A 16,565-nucleotide genomic window follows, 5' to 3' on the forward strand; every position below is an offset into this window, starting at 1 on the left:
TAATGAAAGGAAAAGTCATGGCTTCATTGATGCTCATCGCGAGTGTGTCCGTGAGTGCGGCAACCGTGCGTGAAGCGCTGGCACCGGCGCTGGTAGAATTAGCCTTTAGCCCAAAGCAAAATGCACTGTTTGTTAGCGCGCCGGACTGGAAGCAGGAGGATAAATCCCGCGTGCTGCGGCTTAATCCACTCACACTCAAAGCAGAGGCCACCATTGCGCAAAAGGTTAAAGCTTTCGGGGTGGCACTGGATGATAGCCATAACCGGCTCTATGTCAGTCAGGGGTTCAATGGTGCAGTCGGCGTAGTCGATATCGACCGTAATCAACCCCTTGGCGATATCCCCTTGCAGCCTAAAGTCAATCTGGCCGCAGCCTATCGTGATGCGGGGATTGGCGGCCAGCGCTTAGCTTATTTACTTGAAGAGTTGCAGCGCTTCGGTATCAGTGACGATTATCTGTATAAAGTCCGCGAAGTAAAATATGACGCACCGAGCGGACGCCTGTTTTTACCCGGTTTGGGCTACGGCGTGGAAAGCGTGCTATTTGTGGTGGACACTCACAAGCTGCAACTCGAAAAAGTCATTCCCGGTTTTGGTTTTTATGCCACAGGCATCGCGATTGATGAAGTGGGGCGCAGAGTATTTGTCTCCAATATGCAGGGGCAACTGATGACCGTGAATGCCGATACATTAAAGGTGACGAAGACACAGGAAATCGAGGCCGATCAACTGTTGAATCTGGCGTATGACCCCGAGAATAACCGACTACTTGGTGTGGATCAGGGCATTGATCGCGATAAGCCTCGCAATAACTATCTCGGTCACTCTTACACCCGTCGCAGTAGCGGACATCAGCTGTTTGCATTCGATGCAGACAGCGGCAAGGTGCTGGCTAAGACCGATACCGATCAGGTGCCGATTGGCCTACTGCTGGATGAACAGCGGCAGCGTATTTATGTCACCAACCGTAACGGAGTAAGGGTCGAGCAGGGCACGGGGACCGTCTCCGTATTTGATGCACGATCGTTAAAACGCCTTAAGACGCTGAACTTGCCTCCGCATCCCAACAGCCTGGCACTGGATGAAGCGAACCACGCGCTGTTTGTCACCGTTAAAAATGACGGTGCGGCCACCAAAGCGGGCAAACTGGAGAGTGTGGCGCGCATAGATGAGTAATATGGCGAGGTCATGAATGTGTCGTAGCGGTGCGGTTTATCACGCAACCTTAGCAGCCTGACTGCTGACAGCAGCGTAATAGGCTAAACCGCTACGATATTGGCCCTGATCTTGGTCAACGCAGAAGTTTATTATTCCTTTCCCCTGTCGCGAGAAATATTTCCATCCATCAGGGTTTGTCATGAAAATGTCATTTAAGACTTTAAGAACAATCCTACTATCCTGATCAATTATAGTAATGACGAATACTGCATAATTGCCTGCTACGTGCTTTCAGGCGTCAATAAAATTATTCCCATAAAGAATTTTTGAGGCGAACAATGGAAACAATAGAGGACAGTGTTGGGTTGCGCGGAGCAAATCGACCGCAAGATGTCAGATTAGTACAGAAATTATTAAACCAGAATGGTTTCCCGCAATTACAAGTCGATGGAATTTGCGGAAATAACACCACTAAAGCGATTATCACCTACCAGAAACATTTTTATCACCATCCCGATGGTCTGGTGTCACCCGGTAAAAAAACACTCACTCAGTTAACCTCTGGACAACGCAGCGCACTGCCACGCGCACACGGTTCCACGGGGAGCAATCCGAAGGGTGCGCGCAAAAATCCAAAGACGATGTACCCGAGTTATCAAGTGCTTAAGTTAATGATGCAATATGAACAACTGCATACGCTGCCCTATGACGATCACTCGTCAAGCACCATCAGCAACTGGACGGCGGGAGCCACCATTGGCTACGGACATTGGATAAGTCGCCAAAGTGAATTCGATCAGTTTAAAGATGGCATTTCAGAGCAGGCAGCAGAAACACTCTTCTCCCAGGATTTAAAACGGTTCGTCGATGCCGTGCGTAATTATGTCAAAGTATCTCTGACGCAAAATGAATTTGATGCATTAGTGATGCTGGCATTTAATATTGGCACGCGAGATAATCTGAACCATAAAGGATTGTATTACTCGACGGCGTTGAAAGTGATTAATGGCGAATCACCGGAGGATTTGGATCGCGCATGGATGCAGTTTGTCTATTCGCGTGGAGTACGCATGAAGGGATTAGTGAATCGCAGAAAAAGCGAATTGAACGTTTATCACAAAGGAATTTATATCAAATTATGAAAAAGCTCCTCGCTTTATCACTGGTCTGTTTTTCATTCCACGCCATGGCGCAGACGTCTGCTACGAAAAAACCATTCTTCGACAGCAAAAGTTATCAAGTGTTTCTTGATACCAGCAAGTGCGTTGAGGGGGATGTGGAGTGTGATGGCATCGTTTACCACTCGATCAATAAAAAGAATCACCACGAATTAACGCTTAAAGGTTCGACGCTGAATATTGGACCCTCACACGATTTTCGTGGTTACATTTTCCGCAACGGCGATTACAGCTACGTACTATCACCGGCGGCAGGCGCGGGCAACGATGACAACCACGTCTGGACGTTGCAGGTTTCACAGCACCAAGCCCAAGGCGACAAGGTGCTGTTTAGCGAAAACGGCAACGTCGTCGAGTGAATTAGCTCTCGGGAGACGGCACATTCACCAACCAGGTGCCACTCCCTTCATCTATATGCAGTTTGTGCTGCCAACTCCCCCCCTCCTTGCGCGTGACCTGCAACTGATAGTCACCCGGCACTAAACTCAACCTTTTCATGCCATCCTGATCTTCCGTGCTTTGCGGCTTGCCGTTGATTTCAATCTGAGTGAGCTGGGTAGCATCCGCTGCGCGCAAATAAATCTGCGCAGGCGTAACAGGGGCAGGCGCCACAGTGGCTTTAGGTGACGGCGTCACTTTCTGCTCAGCCACCGCTACCGGCGGTTTTGTTGGGGCGACAGCAACGGGTTGAGGGCTATGGCGATTAAACCCGAGCACAGCGAGCAGGGTCACTAACCCTGCTGCCGCTATCCCGCCGCCAATCCACAGAGGACGCCGTTTGCGTGGCGGCGCGACAGCGGGTTCAGACTGCGCAACCTCCGGCACCACCAATGCAGGCAACAAGGTTTCTTCGCGCGCAATGGTCAGTTCCGGTTCTGGCGCATCGCACTGCACCTCACGGTCGTTTTCCACCAACAGATCGCGCAGGGCGACAATCGATTGTGGGCGCTGCTCGGGTTCACAGGCCAGCATCTGGTCGATGGTGCGTAGCAAGCCGCGGGAGTAGCCACTCAGCTCCCGTTCTGCCAGCGGCTGGTAGCTATCACTCAGTGAACGCACAACGCTGACCGGCGGCGCTTCGCCACATATCAGCGTATGCAACACGGCACCCAGCGCATAGATATCGGTCCAGGGGCCCTGATCGCCATCGCGGCCTTCGCTGTATTGCTCGATAGGTGCGTAGCCGGGCTTGAGCATAATTTCGGTTTTATCCGTGAGGTGGCCAATGGTTTTGCAGGCCGAACCAAAATCGAGCAGTACCGGCGAACCATCCTGCTGAATGAGGATATTGTCTGGCGCGATATCGCGATGCAAATAGTCGTGATCGTGCAGGGTTTTTAGCGCGCTGAGCAAAGGTGGCAACATGTCGCGAATCACGGTTTCACCACAGGGGGTGAAATCACGCAGGTAGCGGCTTTTCAGGGTTTCCCCCTGATAATACAGCGTTACCATATAGGCGGTGTCATTGGCTTGCCAGAAACGCAGGACATGCAGCAGATGGGGATGGTTGAAGCGGCCGAGCGTTTTAGCCTCCTGCATAAAGCTGTTCAAGCCCGCTTGGTAGAGGCGCAAAAAGCGTTCACTGCGCAACAGCAGATGATGGTTCTCATCACGTAAGGCAATGGAGGCGGGCATAAACTCTTTGATGGCGACGGTACGGTCTAATTCGCTGTCCCAGGCGCGATACACAATGCCAAAGCCACCTTCACCAATCACCTGTTGAATTTCATACTCGTTAAAGCGGTAACCGACCGGCAATGCCTGAGACGATTTTTTGTTGCTGGCTTCACTCATGTTAGCTCTCCGAACTGAAGCGCAATTGGAATGCTGCCTGGCAGTAATCCACCTGCAATGCGCGTGGCGTGGTTGCCGGAGCTTCACTTAACAACTGGCAGCTGATTAGCGGCAATAGCGTCTGTGACAGCACTGCATCGACCATCCGTCCACCGGATTCCCCCTCTGTGCAGCGTTGCATGATCTGTTGAGCCACTGCTGGAGTGAATTCCGCCGTGATGGCATGGCGTTCAAGCAAGCGTTGTTGAATTTTTGCCAGACGCAGATCGATGATGCGAATAAGCATGGCGTCGCTCAGCGGGACATAAGGGATCACCGATAAGCGACCTAACAGAGCGGCGGGAAACACCTCACGGAGCGGTGCGCGCAGCAGGGCATTTAACGACTCCGCGTCGGATGGGTGGCTGTTATCGGAGCAAGTAGCCGCTATTTCATCACTGCCGATATTAGAGGTGAGAATGATCACCGTATTACGGAAATCGATACGGCGCCCCTCACCATCTTCCATCCAGCCTTTATCGAATACCTGGAAGAAGATTTCATGGACGTCAGGATGCGCTTTTTCGATCTCATCCAGCAGCACCACACTGTAGGGACGACGGCGTACGGCCTCAGTCAGCACACCGCCTTCGCCATAACCGACGTAGCCAGGCGGTGCGCCTTTGAGAGTGGAAACACTGTGCGACTCCTGGAATTCACTCATGTTGATGGTGATTAAATTCTGTTCACCGCCGTACAGCGTCTCAGCCAGCGCCAGTGCGGTCTCGGTTTTGCCGGTGCCTGAAGGGCCACACAGCATAAAAACGCCAATCGGTTTGCCGGGATCGTCAAGTCCAGCCCGCGAGGTTTGGATGCGCTGCGCGATGGCACTCAGCGCGTACTGCTGGCCAATAACCCGATTTGCCAGCGTAGCGGCGAGATTCAGCACGGCATCGCGCTCACTCTGCAACATGCGACCCAGCGGGATGCCGGTCCAGTCAGCCACCACGCTGGCTACCACGCTGCTATCCACTGCCGGGTAGGTTAAAGGTGTGTCGCCCTGCAGTTGGTCTAACTGTTGTTGCAATGCCTGATAACGTGCACGACGTTCCGCGTCTTCATCGGCGAGCAACTCAGCGCGCAGCGCACTCAGTTGCTGTGTTAACGCGAGGGCTTGCTGCCAGCGCAGATCTAATTGCTGCTCTTCGTCTTGCAACACGGCTTGCTGTTGTTGGGCATTGGCAATCCGTGTCGCCGCTGAGTCAAAGCCGAGGCGTGCTTCGCGTTCGGCAATCTCGATTTCCAGTTGCAGTGCGGCGAGCTGCTGTCGACAAAAGGCCAACTGTGGCGGTTGATGGTGCAAGCTCACGGCCACGCGCGCGCAGGCGGTATCCAGTAGTGCAATGGCTTTATCCGGTAGCTGGCGGGCAGGGATGTAGCGTTGGGAAAGGCGCACGGCACTCTGTAATGCTTCATCCAGCAGGAGCACCTGATGGTGCTGTGATAACGGTTTGGCCAAATGACGCAGCATGAGAATGGCGGTTGGCTCATCCGGCTCGGCCACCTGCACGGGCTGAAAACGCCGCGTCAGCGCCGGGTCTTTCTCAATATATTTTTTATATTCTGCCCAAGTGGTGGCACCCACGGTACGCAGTTGGCCACGCGCCAATGCTGGTTTCAACAGGTTGGCCGCATCGCCTGTGCCTTGCTGACCACCTGCGCCGACCAGCGTGTGAATCTCATCAATAAACAACACAATCGGCTGCGGGCTGGATTGAACTTGATTGATCACCGCTTGCAGGCGCGCTTCAAATTCTCCCTTGACCGATGCACCGGCTTGCAACAGGCCGATATCCAGTAGCCAAAGCTGCACCTGTTGTAGCGGTGGTGGCACCTTGCCACTGGCAATGCACTGCGCCAGGCCCTCGGCCAACGCGGTTTTTCCGACCCCGGCCTCACCGGTAAGCAGAGGATTGTTCTGGCGACGTCGTAATAAAATATCCACCATCTGACGAATTTCATCATCGCGACCGACAACGGGATCGATATTGCCGGCGCGCGCTTCGGCAGTGAGATCGCGACCATATTTTGCTAACACATGCTCACCGGTTGCGGGAACGGCAGTAGTTTTCGTGACGTTGTCACTTGAGGTAGTGGAATGTTCATCACTGCCCTGGACGAAATCACTGAAGCTTTCCAGCAGGCGATCGGCGCTGATACGGCCAAATTCGCTGGAGATAGCTATCAAAACGTGACGTAGCGCGACGGTTTTCAATAAGGCGAGCAGCAGATGGCCTCCACGAATCTGTGTTTCGCCGACGCTGAGTGAGCAATATATCCACGCGCGCTCGACGGCGTTATCAATGTGCTCAGCAAGGTCTGCCACCGCGCTGGCACCGCGCGGCAGACGATCTAATGCCTGTAACAGGTCAGCACCCAGTTGACGTTCATCGATTTCAAAGCGACGCGCAATCTGCTGTAAGTCACTGTTCGGCTGTTGCCAGAGCTGATGTAGCCAATGCACCACTTCGACATAGGGATTACCGCGCAGTTTGCAAAACGCGGTCGCGCTTTCCAGTGACGTAAACAGAGTGCGATTCAATTTGCTAAACAGTACGTTGCGACGGATATCTGACATGGTGTTCCCTTATTAATGTGCATATCCCAGGTCGTCATAAATGGCGACTCTGCAGGTCTGAGCGAAATGGATTCGTAGGGTGCGCATTTATGCGCACCTGGTTTAGTGCTGCATATCAGGCTGGTAAATCAAATCATCACGATGGCGCGGCGAGGGCTGCTCACCGAGCCAACTGGTGTAGCCGAGCGGCTGTTTGCTGCCGAGTGCCACACCCGTGACATCCTCGCGGTGCAGTTCTAATTGCACCTCCCAGTTGTACTCGACGCCGAGGTAGTGACGAACCCAATCCACCACCTGCTGTGCGTTGCGTGCTTTGGGGAGCAGCGCTTGATAATCGTCCAGACGCAGCGGGCCAAACCGCAGGCGAAACTTGTGTTGAATGTCGCGGACCGCACCGCCGAGAAATGCCGTTTCACCGAGACGCGGTGCATGTTTACCGGCACGTAATTGGGCTTGTTCGCGTTCGCCTATCTGCATCCATTGCGGGATATTGTGCTTGATCGTCACAGGCACCTGCAGATACCAACTCAGGCTGCGGGTTAATCCCTCGCCATCGTGGGTTTGCCGGGTGAAATGCCCGGCTAAGGCATAGCGTGCATGCTCATTGAGACTGCCACGATCCTGCTGCAGTGCAGGTTGGCCGACCCCGGTTAAACAGGAGAGGTAATGGTTGAATTGATGGCGGTCCGGGCGATCAAGCGCAATCGCAGGCTGCGCATCGGCCCATGCACGGTAAAACAGCAGGATCAGGCGGTGATGAAACAGATTGCAGAATGCCACCATGCTGCGGTCGCTAAAATGGGTCACGCGTTCGTGGGCATACTCAGTGAGATGCAGCGGCAGTGGACCATTTGGCCCAAACAGGCCAAAACTCCAGATATCGACTTCATGCAGCGCATCGTGGTTGCGCTGGCGTATTCCCGCAAGCGTGGCGGGGGCGAATGCCAGCGACGGTGCTTGTCCCAGCCGCAAAGGTTCATGACGCGGCAGTGGGGCGCGGCCAAGTTGCCACATGCTTCCTGCTTGGGCATCAAGGCGTCGCAGCAATTGGAAAAGATCGTGCTGGAAAGGTGCTGCTCGGCGCTGTTGCCAGAAATCATCGGGCAAACGACAGGCAATTCGCCAGCCCTGTTGCATCGCAGTCATAGCAGTGACCTCTTGCCCATCTGCGGCGGCCAGTAACCCACTTCTCCGCGCTGCGTGCTGTTAACCGTCAGTTCGGTAAAGGTGTTGATTGCCACCATGCGGCGAAACAGCGTGGCGAGGACACTGCCCAGCAGCCACGGGCTGGCACCGCCGAACGCTTGCTCATCAAGGGTCAGGGTAATAGCAATACCGCGTGCGAAGACAATGGGGCCAGGCTCTGGCACGCGACGAAAGACCGGGCGCAGCTCACATTGTCTGACGCCTGCAATCTGGCGCGAGGTCGCCGCTTCGGCAGTATCGGCATACAGCGCCAGCAGTTGGCGCAGTGAGGCCGCGCCCTCATCGCCTTCGCTCTCCAGTAAACTCAGGTAATTGAGCTGCAACTGGCTAATAAGGCGCCAGGCTGAGGCACCGGCTGCCAGCGCTGGGCGTGGTGCACTCGGACCTTTGCGCAGATGAATGCCCAAAACGGGCGCGGAGGTGGAAAGGGTGAACTGATCCATACCTTGCTGTTTCAACAGCAGCGGTAAATCGCGATTGGTACACAGCACATCCGCCATCACGTACTGTACCTCTTCGGACCAAGGCGATTGCTGTTCATCTACTAGGGTGACGAACAATTCAGAACCGCCGTAGCCGGTGCGCGTCCCGTATATTTTGGCCTGGTCCGACAGGGTGCGTTGCTCACGCCGTTGCGAAAAATAGGCCCCATAATTGCCATTATCGCGACCAAAACTGTGCCAGAAAGGACGGAACACTTGCTCTTTATGCAGCGATTGGCCACTGCCGTAAAGGCGGCTGACACTGAACACCTCATAATCCATCGGGTTAGTGTTATCGACCACCAGATGATAATCGTTGCGTCCTTCGCTGAGCTGAATACGTTCCGCCACGCGAGGGAACAGATTGATGGCCGGCGTGCAGTGCAGCGCCAGATGTGACACATCCACCAGGCTTTCCAGGTCGTCTTCCGCTTTATCTAACAGCAGTACAATTTCCATCTCGGTGGCACCGCGCAGTTGTTTCACCAGGGGTTGCAATCCGTGGGTACGGAAAAACAGGAAGCGGGCGGGGAAAGCAAAATACTCCTGCAGCAACCGATAGCCAGTGAAATTGCGTAAGTCGTCAGGCAGTAGCGCCTCTTCGTTGGCGAATCCCTGCTGTTGCAGCGCGTCAGCCTCCAGCAGCAGATGTTGTGCATTGTCGATACTGCGATAGAGCACACCAACACAGTGCGCCATCAGTAACTCCATCAACGCACTGGCAGTCAAATCTGCGCCGCTCAAGTGGAAACGCACATCCTCTATCTCTAACTGATGGAGCGGAATGTTCCCGGTGGTTTGCAGTCGAATGCGTAAGGCGCGCACCGCCCCGCGTTGGGCAAGTTGGGCCGCGGAAACGGGTAAGTTAGCCGGGATACCTCCCAGCGAAACTTCGCGCAGTTGCAGCGGCAGCAGCGTCACATCGTGGGCAGTGCGGTATTTACAGCTTATCCCTTTGCTCTTCATCGCCTGGTTTTCAATCAGTGAACCGCGTGGAATTGAGAAACCGCTGCTAATTTTGCCTTTCATATGATCGGGCTGAAACTCAACAATCGCCATCGACGGCGTGGGCGCCAGGTAATTGGGGTAGATCATTTCCAGCAGTTGTTCAGTGAAACGGGGGAATTCGGCGTCCATTTTCAACTGCACGCGCGAGGTCAGGAACGCAAATCCTTCCATTAAGCGTTCGATATAGGGATCGGAGACCTCAATACCCTGCATGCCCAGACGGCCAGCCACTTTCGGGTAGTGCTCGGCGAATTCTGCGCCCAGCTCGCGTAAGTAGTTAAGTTCACGATTGTAGTAATCAAGCAGTTGAGGATTCATGCATCTGCGTCCTTCAGGTCAAAGCGGCTGTGTTCCAGATCGAGTTCGGTACGAAAAATAAACGCCAGCGGCCAAGGAATGCACCAGAGATTGCCGCTGATTTCGATGGAGAGCGTGTTGTGATTGTTGAGTGCGTTGACATCCGTCAGGCAGCGGATTTGTAAGTCGTGCGGGATAATGCGCGGTTCAAACTGCAACATGGCACGGCGCAGCGCGGTGCGGACGTCATCCCACTCAATCTCCGACATGCGCTTACCTGCCAGCGGCGTCAATCCAAAATTGATCACCGACATGCGCGCGTCTGGCCAGGGGCGCAGATCATGTTGGCTTTCATTGTTGATACAGTTGAACAACCACTGCAGGTCGCGCAGTACCTGAGTGCGCAGCGTCTGATGGCTGACCGACTGACGTCCCAGCTCAATGGTTTGTTGTTCGGGATGATCGTCCGTGAGGCGGTCGAGCAGGCTGGGGCGCATCTCATCCTGAGCGGTAATGCGCTGTTGCTTGCGTGCCTGCCAGCCGTTGAAACTGTCGGGATGGGGTTTCATTGTGGCTCCTTGATAGCGGTACGCATCAATGCGCACTCGACGACGCGCGTGCCAGGCTGTAGCGGCGCAATTAATTGTGCGTTCTTCAGCAGCGACACAGATTCGGATAAGCATGATGAATCGTGCCGCAACGGTTTCCTGCGGTTGCCTGGTCTGAAGCGGCGCAAGTGATGGCGCGTTTTTCAGCAGCAATACGGCTTCGGAACAGCACGATGAATCGTGCCGCAACAGAGAGGGGCTAACTCGCTGGCTGTGTCGGGTCGCGCTGTTGCAAGCGTAGGGTGTCAAACCGATGCCAATTCAGCTGGCTGGCACTGGCGTCGATCTGCCAACGATGTAGCGCATCGGCCATCAGCTGGGCGTTGGCGTTGTCATCGCGCATTTGTGCTTCGCTGGCTTTCATCAGCACATCGCCGTGAAAACGCCAGGCAAGGTGGTCGGGATCCCAGGGCAGCAGCAGCCAACTTTGCGCATCGTCCGCGCTGGCGAGGATCAGGCGTTGGTTGTTGGCCGACACCACCTGTGCATCGTGCGCGCCAGCGGGCAGGTCAATCAGTGGATAGCCCTGCAGGAACCACAATGTGGTGGTGATTTCCCCCTGATGCAGCGTACCCGCGCCGTTTATCCAGTCGTCTTTGTCACATTGCGGATGGGCATCAAACGTGAAGCGCGCATCGCCTGAGGCAGGCCAATAGGTGCGGAGCTGACAGCGATCATTGATGCGAAAACGCTGCCACGGGGTGGTGTCAGCCTGTGCAATGACCGCTTTCGGTTTCGGCGGGATGCGCCAGTTATCTTTCTCCGTCACATCACCTTCGCGCACCGCTTCGCCACTGCTGTCGATCAACGTCCAGTGCAACGCATTCAGTGCGCGGCACTGGCGTTTCAATAGCTGGCCCACCTGCGGCACAAATGTCTCAATAGCATCCTTTTTCAACTCACCTTGAGGCTCGAAGTGCAGGGCCACGCTCTCGTCGCACCAACTTTTTACCCGACCATCGACCACGTTATCCAACCAGGCGCTGAGGCGCAGCGTGGGGGACCAAACGATACGCACACTTTTTGCTTCGCTGACTAACGGCATCAGCAGCAGCGACAGCAACATTGTGGAAGCGATTTTCATGGCATCTCCTCAGTCACGCTGTGACAGCAAAATGCGCTGCGCATCACTGAACGAACTCAGCAGGGTCGACTCCTGCGGGTCACCCATCCACACCGCCATGGCGCTAAAATTGTCGCCGTTGTCGTCGGGTTTCATCCGCTGTAGCAATGCCAGCCACTCTTGCGGATTGCTGACCATACGCAGTGTCTGTTCCAGGTCACTGACTTCCATCTCATGCCAGAATCCATCCGTGCACAGCAGGAAAACATCACCGTCTTCCAGCGCCAACACGTCGCTGTAGCTGGCTTCGCGCTCTTCTTTCATGCCTAACGCGAAATAGAGCAGGTTCTGATTGATAGCATCTGAGGGGTAACCGGCATCCTGCATGCGCTGAGCCAGACTGTGATCGCGCGTCATTTCCAGCAGGTAGCCACGGCGGAAGTGATAGAGCCGGCTGTCACCGGCATGTGCCCAATAAGCGAGTTGATAGTCACGATCGATAAACAAACTCACTAAGGTGGTGCCCATGTTTTTTAAAACATCATCGCGATGCTGCTGTTGCTTGATGGCCTGATTGGCCGCAGCGATATAACCCCGGATCAGCTGCGCATCGAGATGATTATCGCCGTCGAATTGCGTCATGATGGTTTCACACGCCAGACGCGCTGCCGTATCGCCACCCTGTTGTCCGGCAATACCGTCACACATGACGAAGCAGGCGGCGCGTGCGCCCAATGCGTTCGCGAGTCGATCCTGATTGCTGCTACGTTTGCCCTGATGGCTGATGGACGCGAACGTTATATTCATCATTTATCCGTTTTTTGCGTTTGCAGGTCTTTGTAATGGTTCACTTCGACGTCGTAAGCGTGCAGGAAGGCTTCACCGAACAGCGTGTGGAAATCGTCGTCGATTTCGCTGGCAATGGTTTGATAGCGCTTCACGAAGCTGTCCCAGCGCGCGGCTTTACGTGAGGCGGCAAACAGGTGACGGCCACTCTCTTCCTGCTGCAACGTGTCAGGATTAAAGGATTGCAGCATCGCGGTGATGATGGCGCGAATGCCTGCGATCATCCCCAGCTGATGCGCCTGTAAATCAACCAGCGCATCGCGCACTGCTTTCTCCGGCTCCATAAATCCCGGCATTTGGCTGCTGAACATCTGCACCAGCACGCTTTTCCCCGACGGCAGCAGCTTGAACGGGTTGTTGGCCTGTTCGAGGATCATCGTCATCTCGGCATTGACCCCACGCTTCAGCATGGTGCGAGAAGAGAGCAGTGCCACCGTGCCTTGCGAAAACAGGCTCAGCAACTGACCCAGCAAATGCATCTGCTCCTGGTCAAGATGGGGTTTGGCATCAATATCTGCGAGGTCGGCACCGTTAAGAAATGCCTGCAACAGGTCGGCATCGACGCCTGGCGTGTTGGCAGCGCGTCGCTGGGCTGCGGTTTTATAGCTGACCGGATCAATGCCCATACGTCCACTGGCACGGCTGGCATTCGAGTGCTCAGGGCTGATTTGCTGTATGCGCGGCGTCGGGATCGGCGCCGGTTCCGCCGGTTGCTGCACTTCCGGGATCGGTGCGGGGGCGGGAGTCGGCACCGCAGCGATAGCCGGGGCCGCCTCGGGCTGGAACAGATCAGGCGGTGTTAAAGGCTGCGCTTGCGCATTCATCAGCCCGAAAGGATCGCTGCTATCGGGCTGTGCGCTGCCGCTGCTGCCAAACAGCGCTAAGGGATCGATTTCCGTTTGTGGTTGCTGATGCGCCACCTGCGGTTGGTCACGCAGTGTTGTGGGGGTGGCATCTTGCAGTATGGTCGGTTGCTGGAACAGGTCACTTTCGGCGAAAAGGCGTGCGGGATCGTTCTCGCGTACATCCAACTGCGCCAGCTCAGTATGCTGCGCTTCCTGTGCCAGCGGATCTATCGGGTTTAAGGCTTTGGCTGCCGGTTGTGTCAGTGGATGGTGGGTTTCAGCGATCGCGGGTGCCACTTTGGGGGCGGTGAAATCACGCGACAAGCTCTCCCAAATTTCCCCGGGTACCGTGGACTCCACGCTGCGCTGTATCGGTTTCGCTTGGGTTGCCTGTGCATTGTTTACGCGCGGTGCAGGCATTTGACCATCTATAGCGCTGACTTCCAGCGTGTAATCCCCAATACCCAGCAGGTCGCCGCTTTGCAACTCAACCTGGCGACCATGCTCTAACGGAATACCGTTAAAATCGACGTTAATCACGTTGCCACGGTTAGTGATACGGCAATCACCTTCAGCAGAGGTGTGCACCAGCAGTTGCAGGCGTGAGATGGCACGGCTGTCGTCCGGCAGGATAAAGTTATTGTCTTCACTGCGGCCAATGGTGCCGCCTGGAGGATAGAAATCGACGCTGGTCAGCGGTGGCTGAACGCCGTTTTTACTGTCAACAAGAGTGAATCGCATAGGCATTACCTGCATAAAGGGGTGATGCAAACCGTAGCGGCGCGATGTATCACACCGCTACGGTTTGTTACGGACAGGCAGGCGACAGCGAGGCCGCCTGCACCAACCGCTCGAAACGATTACGACGCGGTGTTGGTTTTGATGTTCCAGCCAAAGGTGGTATCCGCACCTGCTGCACCGTCTTCGGACTGCTGGGTGTAAATCTCTTCGACCTGTGCTGCCTGGAACGAGTACTCAATGCCAACGGTGTCATCATCACGTGAACCGGTGAACTGCACGCTGGTCACCAGCACTTCGGTCAGATTGATTTTGTTGTAGATAATCTGCGAGCCACCGGCTTTGGTGACGTGAAACTCCAGGGTAGGGATGTGCTTACCGTTGGAGCAGTACAACATCAGCGTGGGTGTGGCTTTATCAATACGCGCGTGCACATGCAGATCCTGGTAATTTACTTTACCTGCACCGCCGCCGCCGCCGACGCTCATGTTGTTTGGCTGGTTGGCACCCCAGTTGAAAGAGAGAATGTCGATCCAGCCCGTGTGCGCTGAGTCTTTAGATTCGCCTTCAACACCTTCTGGCTTCAAATACATTGCAATGGTCATGCGGGTCGAACTCCTTTAGTAATGAACAAGCAAAATGGGCGGGAACGTGCGCCCAGAGGGTTTTAGCCTTGCTGCTGTTTCAGCGAAGGTAATTTCGAAACCAGACGCAGTGATACCGTCAGGCCTTCAAGCTGGTAATGCGGGCGCAGGAAGAATTTGGCGGCGTAGTAGCCTGGATTATCTTCTTGCTCTTCCACGGTTACACGGGCGTCAGCCAACGGCTTACGCGCTTTGGTTTCCTGGGTAGAGTTAACCGGATCACCATCGACGTAGCGGATGATCCACGAGTTCAGCCAGCGCTCCATGTCGGCTCGCTCCTGGAAGGAACCAATCTTGTCGCGCACGATGCACTTCAGGTAATGGGCAAAGCGGCAGCAGGCGAACAGATACGGCAGACGCGCAGCCAATTGGGCGTTTGCTGCGGCATCGGCGTCGTAATAATCTTCGGGCTTCTGCAGCGATTGCGCGCCGATAAAGGCGGCAAAGTCCGAATTCTTGCGGTGTACCAGCGGGATAAAGCCATTTTTCGCCAGTTCGGCTTCACGGCGGTCGCTGATGGCGATCTCCGTTGGGCATTTCATGTCCACGCCGCCGTCATCGGTAGGGAACACGTGGCACGGCAGATTCTCCACCGAGCCGCCGGATTCCACGCCACGAATAGAGGTGCTCCAGCCAAACTGCTTAAAGGAGCGGTTAATGTTGGCCGCCATGGCATAGGCCGCGTTGGCCCAGGTGTAGTTTTTGTGGGTGGCGCCTTCGGTGTCTTCGGTGAAATCGAAGCTGTCCACCGGATTGGTGCGCACACCATAAGGCAGACGTGCGAGGAAGCGTGGCATCACCAAGCCGAGATAGCGGGTGTCTTCACTCTCGCGCAGGGTGCGCCAGGCTGCATATTCGGTGTTGGTGAAGATTTTGGTGATATCGCGTGGGTTCGCCAGTTCTTGCCACGACTCCATTTGCAGCGCACTCGGAGCCGCACCGGTGATCACCGGACAGTGGGCCGCCGCGCCAATTTTCGCTAACTCTCCCAGCAGCTCAACATCGGGCGGGCTGTGGTCAAAGTAGTAGTCGCCGACCAGGCAGCCGTAGGGTTCGCCACCAAACTGGCCATACTCTTCTTCGTAGATTTTCTTGAACAGTGGGCTTTGATCCCAGCCCACGCCTTTGTAGCGCTTAAGCGTGCGGCTCAGCTCGCGTTTGCTGATGCTCATCACACGAATTTTCAGCATCTCATCGGTTTCGGTGTTGTTCACCAAATAGTGCAGACCGCGCCACGCCCCTTCGAGTTGCTGAAAACTCTCGTGGTGCATGATGGCGTTAACCTGCTGTGACAGCTTGGCATCGATTTCTGCAATCAATGCCTGGATGGTGCGATAGGCATCGTCCGAAACGGGCAGTGTATTCTCCAGCGCCTGGGCGGCCAGCGTTTGTACAGCCTGCGAGATGGCGTCCCGTGCCTGATCATTGTTAGGACGAAACTCTTTGTTTAACAAAGCACTGAAATCGCTTTGCGTCACGGTGTCTGTCTGTAAACGTGCGGTTTGGGATGCGGCATTACTCATCATGTTTCTCCGTTTCGCTGTCATCGTTGGACGCGGTGGCAGGTTTAGGGGCCGCTGCCAGGGTTTTGAGTAGAGTCGGGTTCTGTAGCACTTCAGCAATCAGCGCTTCAGCACCATTTTTGCCGTCCATATACGACAGCAAGTTGGAGAGCTGCGTCCTCGCCTCCAGCAGTTCATTGAGCGGTTCGACGCGACGCACGATGGCATCGGGCAGGAAGTCATCCATGCTGTTGAAGGTGAGGTCGACGCCAACTTTGCCTTCACCGGTCAGGGTGTTATCAACGTGATAGGCCAGATGAGGTTTCAGCGCTTTCATGCGCTCATCAAAGTTATCAATATCCACTTCGAGGAACTTACGCTCGGCAATTTCCGGCTGATCCTCGATGGGTTGCCCCACCAGATCCGCCATCACGCCCATCACGAAAGGCAACTGCACTTTGCGATCTGAACCATAAATCTCCACGTCATACTCGATCTGCACGCGTGGCGCTCGGTTGCGCGAGATGAACTTCTGTCCACTGCGGGCGCGTTTAATGGTGGGGAAGTTAGCCATAGTTTT

14 protein-coding genes are annotated in these 16,565 nt (G+C 55.1%); 3 read left to right on the forward strand and 11 right to left on the reverse strand.

The window, feature by feature from the left end:
• Positions 1–2: 2 nt before the first annotated feature.
• The 3 genes from F3J38_RS09445 (at position 3) to F3J38_RS09455 (ending at position 2,694) form a co-directional block, all read left to right on the forward strand.
• Positions 3–1,175, forward strand: coding sequence for a YncE family protein (locus F3J38_RS09445; RefSeq protein ID WP_167137492.1), 1,173 nt, complete (start codon positions 3–5; stop codon positions 1,173–1,175).
• Between the two features lie 320 nt (positions 1,176–1,495).
• The gene (locus tag F3J38_RS09450) at positions 1,496–2,299 is read left to right on the forward strand and encodes a glycoside hydrolase family protein (protein ID WP_167137495.1); all 804 of its coding nucleotides are present in this window, start codon (positions 1,496–1,498) and stop codon (positions 2,297–2,299) included.
• A complete protein-coding gene (locus F3J38_RS09455; protein WP_167137497.1) occupies positions 2,296–2,694 on the forward strand; it encodes a hypothetical protein in 399 nt (132 codons plus the stop codon). The genes F3J38_RS09450 and F3J38_RS09455 overlap by 4 nt, the downstream gene beginning before the upstream one ends.
• A 1-nt stretch (position 2,695) precedes the next feature.
• Here the strand turns inward: F3J38_RS09455 and F3J38_RS09460 are convergent, their stop codons facing one another.
• The 11 genes from F3J38_RS09460 to tssB all read right to left on the reverse strand — a co-directional run bounded on the left by F3J38_RS09460 (position 2,696) and on the right by tssB (position 16,559).
• Positions 2,696–4,129 carry a serine/threonine protein kinase gene (locus F3J38_RS09460; RefSeq protein ID WP_167137500.1) on the reverse strand — a complete coding sequence of 478 codons (1,434 nt, stop codon included), beginning with the start codon at positions 4,127–4,129 and terminating at the stop codon, positions 2,696–2,698.
• Position 4,130: 1 nt separating this feature from the next.
• Complete coding sequence (gene tssH, locus F3J38_RS09465) at positions 4,131–6,746, reverse strand: type VI secretion system ATPase TssH (protein ID WP_167137503.1); 2,616 nt, start codon at positions 6,744–6,746, stop codon at positions 4,131–4,133.
• Positions 6,747–6,848: 102 nt separating this feature from the next.
• Positions 6,849–7,892, reverse strand: a complete 1,044-nt coding sequence (gene tssG, locus F3J38_RS09470; protein WP_167137506.1) for a type VI secretion system baseplate subunit TssG — start codon at positions 7,890–7,892, stop codon at positions 6,849–6,851.
• Entirely contained in the window at positions 7,889–9,760 is a 1,872-nt protein-coding gene (gene tssF / locus F3J38_RS09475) for a type VI secretion system baseplate subunit TssF (protein WP_167137509.1), read from the reverse strand. Before tssF ends, tssG begins: the two co-directional genes overlap by 4 nt.
• A complete protein-coding gene (gene tssE / locus F3J38_RS09480) occupies positions 9,757–10,308 on the reverse strand; it encodes a type VI secretion system baseplate subunit TssE (RefSeq protein ID WP_167137512.1) in 552 nt (183 codons plus the stop codon). The genes tssF and tssE overlap by 4 nt, the downstream gene beginning before the upstream one ends.
• Before the next feature lie 238 nt (positions 10,309–10,546).
• Positions 10,547–11,431, reverse strand: coding sequence for a hypothetical protein (locus tag F3J38_RS09485; RefSeq protein ID WP_167137514.1), 885 nt, complete (start codon positions 11,429–11,431; stop codon positions 10,547–10,549).
• Positions 11,432–11,440: 9 nt separating this feature from the next.
• Positions 11,441–12,217, reverse strand: coding sequence for a PP2C family protein-serine/threonine phosphatase (locus F3J38_RS09490; protein ID WP_167138832.1), 777 nt, complete (start codon positions 12,215–12,217; stop codon positions 11,441–11,443).
• The gene (gene tagH, locus F3J38_RS09495) at positions 12,217–13,842 is read right to left on the reverse strand and encodes a type VI secretion system-associated FHA domain protein TagH (protein WP_167137517.1); all 1,626 of its coding nucleotides are present in this window, start codon (positions 13,840–13,842) and stop codon (positions 12,217–12,219) included. Before tagH ends, F3J38_RS09490 begins: the two co-directional genes overlap by 1 nt.
• A gap of 119 nt (positions 13,843–13,961) precedes the next feature.
• Positions 13,962–14,444, reverse strand: coding sequence for an Hcp family type VI secretion system effector (locus tag F3J38_RS09500; protein WP_034823617.1), 483 nt, complete (start codon positions 14,442–14,444; stop codon positions 13,962–13,964).
• A gap of 62 nt (positions 14,445–14,506) precedes the next feature.
• On the reverse strand, positions 14,507–16,006 hold the full coding sequence (gene tssC, locus F3J38_RS09505; protein WP_167138834.1) for a type VI secretion system contractile sheath large subunit: 1,500 nt from the start codon (positions 16,004–16,006) through the stop codon (positions 14,507–14,509).
• A complete protein-coding gene (gene tssB / locus F3J38_RS09510; protein ID WP_205298206.1) occupies positions 15,999–16,559 on the reverse strand; it encodes a type VI secretion system contractile sheath small subunit in 561 nt (186 codons plus the stop codon). The genes tssC and tssB overlap by 8 nt, the downstream gene beginning before the upstream one ends.
• Between the last annotated feature and the right edge of the window lie 6 nt (positions 16,560–16,565).

The organism is Candidatus Pantoea formicae, from assembly GCF_011752625.1.
In the GTDB taxonomy this organism is placed as follows: Bacteria; Pseudomonadota; Gammaproteobacteria; order Enterobacterales; family Enterobacteriaceae; genus Pantoea; species Pantoea formicae.